Annotated in this window: 10 protein-coding genes; 4 read left to right on the plus strand and 6 right to left on the minus strand. The window is 47.8% G+C overall.

Annotated elements, in window-relative coordinates:
* Nucleotides 1-201 precede the first annotated feature (201 nt).
* Together ACYVE4_RS33990 and ACYVE4_RS33995 are read left to right on the plus strand one after the other, a co-directional pair.
* The gene (locus tag ACYVE4_RS33990) at nt 202-537 is read left to right on the plus strand and encodes a hypothetical protein (protein ID WP_461044879.1); all 336 of its coding nucleotides are present in this window, start codon (nt 202-204) and stop codon (nt 535-537) included.
* Nucleotides 534-1,580 carry a radical SAM protein gene (locus ACYVE4_RS33995; protein ID WP_461044880.1) on the plus strand — a complete coding sequence of 349 codons (1,047 nt, stop codon included), beginning with the start codon at nt 534-536 and terminating at the stop codon, nt 1,578-1,580. The genes ACYVE4_RS33990 and ACYVE4_RS33995 overlap by 4 nt, the downstream gene beginning before the upstream one ends.
* Here ACYVE4_RS33995 and ACYVE4_RS34000 read toward each other — a convergent pair.
* The 5 genes from ACYVE4_RS34000 to ACYVE4_RS34020 all read right to left on the minus strand — a co-directional run bounded on the left by ACYVE4_RS34000 (nt 1,577) and on the right by ACYVE4_RS34020 (nt 6,172).
* A complete protein-coding gene (locus tag ACYVE4_RS34000; protein ID WP_461044881.1) occupies nt 1,577-2,884 on the minus strand; it encodes a Gfo/Idh/MocA family protein in 1,308 nt (435 codons plus the stop codon). The two genes, ACYVE4_RS33995 and ACYVE4_RS34000, sit on opposite strands and share 4 nt — an antisense overlap.
* Before the next feature lie 82 nt (nt 2,885-2,966).
* Entirely contained in the window at nt 2,967-3,737 is a 771-nt protein-coding gene (locus ACYVE4_RS34005) for a hypothetical protein (protein WP_461044882.1), read from the minus strand.
* 358 nt (nt 3,738-4,095) lie between these two features.
* Nucleotides 4,096-4,527: an ABA4-like family protein gene (locus tag ACYVE4_RS34010; RefSeq protein ID WP_461044883.1), complete on the minus strand. Its 432-nt coding sequence runs from the start codon at nt 4,525-4,527 to the stop codon at nt 4,096-4,098.
* A 54-nt stretch (nt 4,528-4,581) separates the two neighbouring features.
* Entirely contained in the window at nt 4,582-4,959 is a 378-nt protein-coding gene (locus ACYVE4_RS34015; RefSeq protein ID WP_461044884.1) for a hypothetical protein, read from the minus strand.
* A 4-nt stretch (nt 4,960-4,963) separates the two neighbouring features.
* Nucleotides 4,964-6,172: a dipeptidase gene (locus ACYVE4_RS34020; protein ID WP_461044885.1), complete on the minus strand. Its 1,209-nt coding sequence runs from the start codon at nt 6,170-6,172 to the stop codon at nt 4,964-4,966.
* Between the two features lie 194 nt (nt 6,173-6,366).
* Here ACYVE4_RS34020 and ubiE point away from each other — a divergent pair, with 194 nt between their 5' ends.
* Together ubiE and porT are read left to right on the plus strand one after the other, a co-directional pair.
* Complete coding sequence (gene ubiE, locus ACYVE4_RS34025; RefSeq protein ID WP_461044886.1) at nt 6,367-7,095, plus strand: bifunctional demethylmenaquinone methyltransferase/2-methoxy-6-polyprenyl-1,4-benzoquinol methylase UbiE; 729 nt, start codon at nt 6,367-6,369, stop codon at nt 7,093-7,095.
* Nucleotides 7,038-7,826, plus strand: a complete 789-nt coding sequence (gene porT / locus ACYVE4_RS34030) for a type IX secretion/gliding motility protein PorT/SprT (RefSeq protein WP_461044887.1) — start codon at nt 7,038-7,040, stop codon at nt 7,824-7,826. Before ubiE ends, porT begins: the two co-directional genes overlap by 58 nt.
* Before the next feature lie 90 nt (nt 7,827-7,916).
* Here porT and ACYVE4_RS34035 read toward each other — a convergent pair whose 3' ends face one another.
* Nucleotides 7,917-9,662, minus strand: a complete 1,746-nt coding sequence (locus tag ACYVE4_RS34035; RefSeq protein WP_461044888.1) for a RagB/SusD family nutrient uptake outer membrane protein — start codon at nt 9,660-9,662, stop codon at nt 7,917-7,919.
* Nucleotides 9,663-9,805: the final 143 nt, after the last annotated feature.

Consider the following 9,805-nt stretch of genomic DNA (forward strand, 5'->3'; position numbering starts at 1 on the left):
AGTTCCGATCAGTACTATATGCGGAGGGCAGACTACGTATCTGGGTCGTGAAATTACCTCACGACGTTCTCTCGGATAATCAGTGATTTATGCATTTGCAAAAGCAGGGTTTTAACGCTAAAAAGCACCGTCTGCTTAGAAGACATTTGCCAAGTCGTTGATAAGAACGGCTTCAATCGTTCACATTAATCTGTCCAAACAATGGAAACTAAAGTTGATCATGCTTCATTCGAACAGGCACTGCTCAGGAAATTGAGCAGTGCTAACGTCAAAAAAGATGAGCTGAAAGCCATCTCAACAAGTCTGAAGCCCTTTCTGGACGAAGGCGTTCTGCTGGAACGCTGGAAATGGCGCGGCATTCCGTTCCCCGATACGCTTGTTATTACGGGTAGAGTGCCGCTGGACAAAATGAGTTTGCTCAATCGAATGACGGTTCAGCAGATGATTGAGGAAATGATTTTGCGGAAGATCGGCGTTGTTGCGATCAACCAGGTTGAGTTCGATGCGCACATTGCTCTCAATGCACAAGTAGGATGACGACGAACTGCCAATTCCAAACGGATTCAGCTGTCGAAGGTGCCGCCCCAACCCGGCGGCACCACATCATTCAGATTCACCCGACGCTGGCCTGTAATCTGACGTGTCTGCATTGCTATTCACACTCGGCACCCGGTTATAAACAGGAACTGAATTTTGATGATCTGACCGCTTTTTTAGTAGACGCTCGGAAGGAACAATATGATGTCATGAGTGTGTCGGGTGGTGAGCCATTTTTGTATAGACGACTGGAGGATTTACTCCAGTTTAGCCGTTCGGTTGGTTTTACAAATGCTTTAGTAACCAATGGAATGCTCTTGAAATCAGCCTACAATCGTCAGTTGTTGTCATTGACGGATTTGGTAGCGATAAGTGTGGATGGTCCGCCGGAATTACACAATTATGTACGCAACTCGCCGAAAGCTTTTGAGAAAATGGCCGAAGGTGTTCAGATTGTTCGGCAGGAAGTTGCCCGAATGGGTATTATCCATTCGGTGAGCCGGCGAAGCTGGGAGTCGTTATTATGGCTGGGCGATTGGGCGAATTCGCATCAGGCCGATCTGTTGCAGTTACATTTACTTGAAGAAACGGGCCGGGCCGAAACCGATATGATTGGCCAAAGTATCGACGATTTGATGCGTCATAAAGTATTTATCCTGACCACGTATCTGAAGCAGAAGTACGAACCGAAGATGCAGTTGCAACTGGATATGATTACCCGGCAAAGCTTGCTTCGCGCATCAGGCGAACAGGGCGAAGGATTGCTAAATAGTTTTCTGAGTGAGATAGTGATCGACGAACGCGGCAACATCTTGCCGTTCTCCTATGGATTTTCAGACGACTTCCTCATCGGCAATATCAGTGAACGCTTACCCCTCCGAACCATGCTCGAACGCTTCGCCGATCAACAGGGCGACGCTTTATTAGCACTCGTTCAAAAAGTACAACACCAATTACTTACCAATGAGGAAGACGATTTTATCAATTGGGGCGAATACCTCATCAAAATGTCTTACGAATCCGATCGAATGGTAGTGGTTTAAACCGGATACTGCCACTCACCGCGATACGCGCGACTTAAGAGTTTATTGGCTTCGGGGTCGTTCTTGATTTGGCTACCGTCCCATTCAACACTGCGGCCGAGTTTCATCGACAGCATGCCTAACAGCGCCATGTTTGTGGAACGGTGGCCGATTTCAATATCGCAGACTGGATTTTTATTGTCTTTGATACTTTGCAGGAAATTAGCCCAGAGCAAGGCAATGTTCTGATCGTCAGGCTTGTCAAGTTGGGCGTCCTGGTGAATGACTGGTTTTTTCGGATCGGATGGGTAGAATGTCCAGCCGTCGAGCCAGCCCATATGGAACGTTCCTTCCGTACCGTAGAAATAAACACCTACAGCCTGCCCTGGATGCGTTTTTTCAGCGTTGTTCGCGGCAAAATTTCGCTGCTCCCATACCGCAGTAAAACCTTCAAATTCAAATGTCGCTACCTGATGATCGGGCGCATCGGTGCTATCCCGGCGAATGGGTCGTCCGCCGGTAGAGTATACTTTGCGGGGGTGTTTTTCGTCGGTCCACCACAGAATTTGATCCATCCAGTGAATGCCCCAATCGCCGAGGGTGCCATTGGCGTAGTCTAGAAAATTGCGCCACCCTCTGGGGTGCATGGCTGGATTGTAGGCTCGTAGTGGAGCGGGACCGCACCACATGTTCCAGTCCATTTCTTTAGGCGCTTCGGTGTCGGGCGTTGGCTGACCGGCACCACCACCGTAGTACACAAATGCCCGCGCCATTCCAATTTTGCCTGCTTTCCCCGACTTCAAAAACTCCATCCCTGATACGTTGTGGGGCGACACCCGTCGGTGCATACCAACCTGACAAATACGACCCGTTTGCCGAGCCGTTTTCACCATAGCTTTGCCCTCGTTGATGGTATGGCTAATGGGTTTTTCTACGTACACGTGTGCCCCCGCTTTCATAGCCGCAATCGCTGCGAGCGGGTGCCAGTGGTCGGGCGTGGCAACAATCACAATATCAGGTTTCTCAGTTGCCAGCATTTCCCGGTAATCCCGGTATAATTTTGGTTTATCCGTGGTGAGTTTATTCAACTCTTCGCTCGTTTTTTGGAGTTGTCGCGTGTCAACATCACAAAGCCCTACAATTTTCGATTCACCCGCCTGAACAGCGCACCGCAGAATATTATTCCCCCACCAACCTGCACCGATGAGTGCCGTACGGTATTTTTCGGCGGGCCGACGGGTAATAAATGCCCGAACCTGAGTCGGGTCGGTGATGAGTGTAGCACTGGCAAGAGCGGATGTTTTCAGAAAATCGGAGCGGTTCATCGAGAAATAGAAGTATGACGTTGATACCTGCCGAACAGGTTTTCTTTGTAAAGATGAACGCAGCGCTTTTTTACCGTCAATTTCATACACCAGACAGCAAAGGTTTTCCCATAAAAGCCTCTACAAGCAGAAGTGTGACGACACTAACGTACACAAGAGAAAATAAAATGACCTGAAATGGGCGTCGGGCAACGTAATAACCAAACAAGGGAATTAGTTGTAAGGCATGCATTCCGAAGAAGTGGGCAACGCGTAGATCGCCATACTGTGTACTCCAGTTTAAGGCAGGTAAGCCAGGACCACCATCGGGCGCCCCGATGGTATGTGCCAATCGAACCGCCATGGCGAATCCTTCAAACGCAAATAAAACGAATCCAACAATGCCAAGTCGAATACTCCACAGATAGGCGGGCTTTATGGCCGTTGGTGGATACTTGAAGAACAGATAACCAATGTAAATGGTCCAGCAGGTTGCTATTGTAATAGCCAGCCCCATTACATCGAAAAGTCGGGCGTTCCAGAAAGAACTGATATTAAAGTGCGATAATTTCCCCTGAGCAGCCTGGCCGGTAATAATCACAAGTTCAATAAGCATGGCCACGACAATTACCCAACTATAGATCGTCACTTTTCGCCTTTGAGGAAGTAAACCGGTAAACCATCCCATCGTCCAGCAGAACAGAGCAATCGATATGAAAAATTTGGCGGGTTTTATGAAGGCATTAATACCTAAAACCTGCGTATGCGTAAAAAAAGATACTACAACGCATATGACTGTACCAACAAGACATAGCCAACCAGTACCGTAAAGGATAGGGTTTCGACGTTGAAGTGTGTTGAAGAAGGTCCTCATTTCTAGTTCATTTTATTGATTTGACTTAATCGTCGAACAGAAAACTTATCAGCCTACTGCTTTAGCTGTGAGTATGGAAGAAAATAGGTGATACCGTTTCCGAGGTCTGTGTCCTCACAGACCCCTTACCGGAGGGTAGCGTTGGCTGACGCATAGGTGTCTGTGAGGACACAGACACGGGGAGTTCGGCGGTTAGTTACGTCAACGTAATTAACTAGAGTTCTTAAAAAAAGTATCTTCCTAATGTTAACCAACTGTAGAAACCGTTTTGGCATTACCTATTTTCTTCCATACCCACAGCTAAAGCAGTAGGCTGATAAGTTTTCTGTTCGACGATTAAGTCAAATCAATAAACGAATCAAGCGGATAAACTGCGCGTGCGAGCGAATCGAATCAACCAGTAGAGCAGCAGCCCAACTGGTCCAAGCATAAAGCAGAAGAACAACGGTATAATCACAAACCAATGCGGAATTGACTTTTCCTGCGCGTCGCGGACAATCACCGAACCCGCTATCAGGTCGAAGGCGAGATAGTGTACCCATCCGGCTAGCATGACCCCATCAACGCTGTTGGCAAATAGATTTTTAACACCAGGCAATGTACCAAACGCATTAAAGTCAATCAGGCCACCACTAAACAGGTAGATGATGTAAATGACACCCATAATGACCGGAATTGCATACGTATTCATCAGCCATCGTGTTACGATCCAACGCGGAGCAAAGGCCATCAGCAACCATTGAGGTAGCACGAGCGCACTCGCCAATTTGAAAACAGCTTCGGGAGACATAAAAATGGTTTACTAACGAAAACGTTAACTTTTTAGACTGAGCGACTAGTGGATTTACAGCAATAGCGGGAGTGTAAATAGCAAAGCTCCCAGCATAAACAGACTAGTTAGAATATAAATAAAAGCCTGATTATAAGGTAAAAAGATAGCCTGTTCTATCGTTCGTCCAAACCAGAATAACGCCATACCTGCCAGAAAAATCTGGCCGACTTTCGTGCTAACTAACTCGCTGGGTACCCAGAAACATAGTACGGCGCTGAGCAGAAAAATGTGAATCAGCCGCAGGTTTGAAATCTGGATAATGGCTCTGGTTGGTAGGCTACTTGTTTTTAAATCGGTTTTCCAATTAAAAATCTTCCAGAAAAACGCATGAAAAATTGCGAACCCGAGGCTGTGCACACCACACAAATACACAATCCCGATTGAGTCCATGCCCTTAATTCTTCACTTTTGCCTGGCCTAAAACGCGTAACAAATTCCCTCCCCAAATTTTGGCAATATCCGCTTCTGTGTATTTTCGACGGACAAGTTCAGCGGTCAGGTTTTCGATCTGGCTGACATCTTCCAGGCCATTTACACCACCACCGCCGTCGAAATCAGAACCAATACCCACGTGATCGATACCGGCAATTTTGACAATGTGATCGATGTGGTCGGCAATGTCGGATAAGCTGGCTCGTTCGTTGGTGTACATCTTTGAAACGGAATCACTCATGGCCTGGATACGAGCTTCCATTTGGGGAGTCGATACTTTACCCACCCGCGACATACGGATTTTAGTTTTAGCCGCCCGGTGCGCATCCGAGGGCTTTTTGAGGTAATCGCTCACAAAATTCACTTGTACAACGCCCCCTTTGGCCGCAATCGCTTTGATCATGTCGTCGGTCATATTACGCGGAAAATCGCAGATGGCGCGACAGTTCGAGTGCGAAGCAATTAGTGGCGCTTTTGATAAAGCTAACGCATCATAAAATGTGCTGTCAGCTACGTGCGATACGTCGATCAAAATGCCTAGTCGATTCATTTCCGGTACGACCTGTTTGCCGAAATCACTTAAGCCGCCATACATTGGTCCGTCGGGATCGGTCGATGAATCGCCGATGAGATTGTTCGCAAAATGAGTCAGCGTCATGTAGCGGCAGCCGAGATCGTAATACGTTTTGAGCATCGACAAATCTTTGCCAACCGGATAGCCATTCTCCATGCCGATGAAAACCGCTCGTTTGCCGAGTTTCTGAATCCGATACGCATCGGCTGGCGTTGTCGCTAGTTCGGCCTGATCAGCATGTTTTTTCAATGCCTTATGAATTAAATCGAACTGGTTCAGTGCATTCCGTTTTGCTTCAGCATGACCTGAATCCGTCCGAGGACCTTGTGACGTGTATACGGCAAAAAACATCGCATCCATGTTACCCTGCTTCATCCGAGGAAAATCAATCTGCGACTCGTCGCGCTTGGTATCGTGCGTCATACCTACATCGAAACCTGGCTTTTGCATCATAATAGGCGCATCGGCATGGGTATCGAGTGTCAGGATACGCTGGTGGAGTTGATGCACTTTTTTAGGATCCGGGTCGTCCTTACCTGGAAGCTGTGTTAGTAAAGATTGGATTGCCAGAAGGGTTGAAAAAAAGAAAGGAAGCATAGTCAATCAAGTTGTAGATAAGCGAACGGGATTGCATCTAAACTAGACATTCCCTATCAAAATGACAAACTTTCACCCAAAACCTCCCGTTATGGCACTACCTTTGTGAATGATTGAATGATAGAATTGTTGAATGATTGAATGTTATCGAAAAATTCTATCATTCAGTCATTCAACAATTCTATCATTGAGTTATGGCAGTCGTTCCTTATAAAGATAAAGACACCTCCAAACGTGAACAGGTCGCTGAAATGTTTGATAGCATTTCGCCGAAATACGACCTGCTGAATCACGTATTGAGTGGCGGTATTGATATTCTCTGGCGCAAACGGGCGATTCGTGAATTGAAACCGTACGCTCCGAAAACCATTCTCGACATTGCAACGGGTACGGGCGATTTCGCTCTTGAAGCACTGTCGTTAAAACCTGAAAAAATCATCGGCGTCGATATTTCGGAAGGCATGCTGGCTATCGGGCGCGAAAAAATAAAGAAGCGCGGTCTCGATTCCATTATTGAACTTCGGTCGGGAGATTCCGAACGTTTGCCGTTTTCAGACAATGAATTCGATGCTGTCATCGTTTCGTTTGGGGTGCGTAACTTCGAGAATTTACTGAAAGGATTGACTGATATGAACCGGGTGACGCGCCCTGGAGGTATGTGTGTGGTGCTGGAATTTTCGAATCCACGTCAGACGCCTTTTAAACAACTATATACGTTTTATTCTCGAACGATTCTGCCGCTCATTGGGCGCGTGGTAAGCAAAGACGCATCGGCCTATACCTACCTGCCCGAATCGGTGCAGGCTTTCCCCGACGGTCCCGACTTTCTGCGGATTTATGAAGCAGCCGGATTTACAAATACTAAATGGATACCGCTCACTTTCGGAATTGCCTCAATTTACATAGGTCACAAACCGGCTTAACCCTAACGAGTCAGCAAATTCGGTTCATAGGATCGCGTGGTATCGCTATTCTAGTTCTGCTGATTTTTCTAGTTCAGTTTCAGAGCCAGGCGCAAACATCCTATAAATACGTTCGGAAACACCTTGAACTCTACGATGATAAAGAAATCCACTACGGCTTTTTCTTTGCAGCACCCGTCACTCGTTTTAGTGTTGGCTATAGTCCTGCGTTTCTGACAGCTGACTCCGCCTATCGGATTCACTCGCCCAATAAAGTTGCGTTTCGGGTAGGAGGGGTAGTGAATCTGTATTTGAATGAACGGTATGATTTACGATTTACGCCATCCGTATCGCTTTTTAGCCGGGAAGTCCATTACGATTATCCGGGAGGCACAAATAAAATTGAAACGCGGGAATCAACCTGGGTTGATTTTCCCCTGTTGCTCAAGTACAAATCGGAACGACGCAACAACACCAGAATGTATTTACTGGCAGGAGCCACATTTAGTATCGAAAGTAATGTGCGTCGGAAAGAGCTTCAGGGAGCGAGTCGACTAAGTACAAAGACCAAAGATGTTGCTATTGAATATGGGATTGGCTTCGAGCAATTTTTTGAGTATTTTAAACTAGCGCCTGAATTACGGTTCTCACACGGCCTCATTAATCTATTCAATCCGACAAATAATGTAGCAGGTGTAGGCATTAACAAATTAACTACGCACTCGATAACGTTAGTCCTGAATTTTGAATAGCATTCATTGAAAACTAATTCATACTAGTCGACATTAAAAAAGCCCGACCTGTTAAACAGGTCGGGCTTTTTTAATGGAATGCAAATGGGCTTAGTAGCCAGGATTCTGCTTCAGCACCGTCTTGCCTTGCAGGTCAATCTGGTTCTGCGGAATGGGCAGATACTCATCCCGACCGGCCGTAAACTTAGCACCCGCATAACCTACTGGCAGTTTGCTACCTTCATACGCAACAAACGCATTCAGCACGGTAGCGGCTGTGCCCCAACGTACCAGATCGAAGAAGCGGTGACCTTCGCCCGATAACTCCAGCTTGCGCTCAAATTGCACTGCTGCACGAGCTCCATCTTTCGTAGCAAACTGAGAAGCCGGATAGGGAGCAATTACGTAGTTGGCCGCATTCGCGCCAGCCGATGTCTTCACCCAATAGTCTGATTTAGCGGCCCGGTTACGAACCATATTCACGTAGGTGCGAGCAGTTTCTAAGCTCCCGACTTCTACTTCACACTCAGCCGCCATCAACAATACATCCGCAAACCGGATAAAGTTGACGTTCAGGGCCATATAGCCATCCGTCCACGAGCTACCATCCGTCAGCACCTTATCCTGCGATTTGTAGAAGATGAACTTCTTGGGTGAATATGGACCCGCAAAGCCCTGATCCCGAATCCAGTCCTGACCAGGGTGAACCTGCCAATCCAGATAGGGAATACCCCGACGACCCACTGACCAGTCCAGGCGAGGATCGACTGGACCCGCATCGGGCGTGAAAGCCGCAGCCGTAGCAACGCCTTGATCCGTCTTGAGTTGGTTAGCCGCACTGTTGTACGATCCATCCAGCAACGGTAATCCTGTAGCCGTTACCCGGAATGAGTTGGCCAATTCGAAGCTGGGCGGGAAGAAGCCGCAGCAGCCCGCTGGACCGTTCGAACCTGTGTTGTAGGGGAAGTTCAGGTTCAGGTTGGGGTTGGCGTTATCCGAGCTACCCGCGTTGGCCGCTGCCTGATCGGCAAATACCGACTCCGAGTTGTTCTCCTTGGCGGCATTGAAGATATCCGTGTAACTATCGACCAGGGCATATTTGGTGCCTGTCGATGTCGTCCCATTGGCGATGACCTGGTCGAAGAGGGCTTTGGCATCAGCGTATTTCTTCTGATACAGATAGGTTTTGGCCAGATAAGCGGTAGCGGCCCATTTATTGGCTCGTCCAACGGCACCGGGAGCACCGGCCAGGTTATCCGCGGCAAACTTGAAGTCAGCTTCGATTTTAGGCCACAGATCAGCATCATTCGTCACTTTCTCAACGCCGGTGCCGTAATCGACCGATTCATCGACGTAAGGGGTATTGTTGAACTGCCGCTTGAGCCAGAAATAATAGTGACCACGCAGGAAGCGAGCTTCGGCCTGAATCCGGGTTTTATCAGCCGCCGTTACATCAGCCGATGCTTGTGCCAGCATACGTAAGACCATGTTAGAGCGGCTAACTCCTTCGTATAACGCCAGCCATTTCTGTTCAACATCTCCTGCTGTTGTCTGGAGTTGGTAGGTCATAAAGGGGGTCAGCGAGTTAAAGTCTCCTGAGTTGGAGCCTTTGTTGCCGTCGCCACCCGATACCGAACCACGCACCCAGTCCAGCGAAGCGGCTGCCTGGTTATAGCCGCGTCCATTCAGCTGGGAATACGCTGAGATCAGCAGCCCATCCAGTCCTGCCCGCGATGTGAGCTGAGTACTGGTTAAAGCCCCAGTGGCTGGGGTTTCCAGAAAACTTTCTGAACAGGCGAAGGTGATCAGCGAACACATTGCTGTCAAAATAACGCCTTTGAACATTGGTTTTTTCATGAGTTTATATCTATCGAAAAATTAGAAACCAAAACTTAGACCTACGTTGTAGCCCCGTTGCACTGGATAGTTACCAATATCAATACCAAAGTTGGTATCCGCCGAACCACCCACCGCTGGATCCAGACCTGTGTATTTGCTGA

It is taken from the genome of Spirosoma harenae, from assembly GCF_054776975.1.

Bases quoted from the DNA above. Each gene is read 5' to 3' on its own strand.
- ACYVE4_RS34010 (WP_461044883.1), bottom strand. From the start codon at position 4,527: ATGTCTCCCGAAGCTGTTTTCAAATTGGCGAGTGCGCTCGTGCTACCT.
- porT (WP_461044887.1), top strand. From the start codon at position 7,038: ATGGATACCGCTCACTTTCGGAATTGCCTCAATTTACATAGGTCACAA.
- ACYVE4_RS34015 (WP_461044884.1), bottom strand. From the start codon at position 4,959: ATGGACTCAATCGGGATTGTGTATTTGTGTGGTGTGCACAGCCTCGGG.
- ACYVE4_RS34000 (WP_461044881.1), bottom strand. From the start codon at position 2,884: ATGAACCGCTCCGATTTTCTGAAAACATCCGCTCTTGCCAGTGCTACA.
- ubiE (WP_461044886.1), top strand. From the start codon at position 6,367: ATGGCAGTCGTTCCTTATAAAGATAAAGACACCTCCAAACGTGAACAG.
- ACYVE4_RS34035 (WP_461044888.1), bottom strand. From the start codon at position 9,662: ATGAAAAAACCAATGTTCAAAGGCGTTATTTTGACAGCAATGTGTTCG.
- ACYVE4_RS33990 (WP_461044879.1), top strand. From the start codon at position 202: ATGGAAACTAAAGTTGATCATGCTTCATTCGAACAGGCACTGCTCAGG.
- ACYVE4_RS34020 (WP_461044885.1), bottom strand. From the start codon at position 6,172: ATGCTTCCTTTCTTTTTTTCAACCCTTCTGGCAATCCAATCTTTACTA.
- ACYVE4_RS33995 (WP_461044880.1), top strand. From the start codon at position 534: ATGACGACGAACTGCCAATTCCAAACGGATTCAGCTGTCGAAGGTGCC.
- ACYVE4_RS34005 (WP_461044882.1), bottom strand. From the start codon at position 3,737: ATGAGGACCTTCTTCAACACACTTCAACGTCGAAACCCTATCCTTTAC.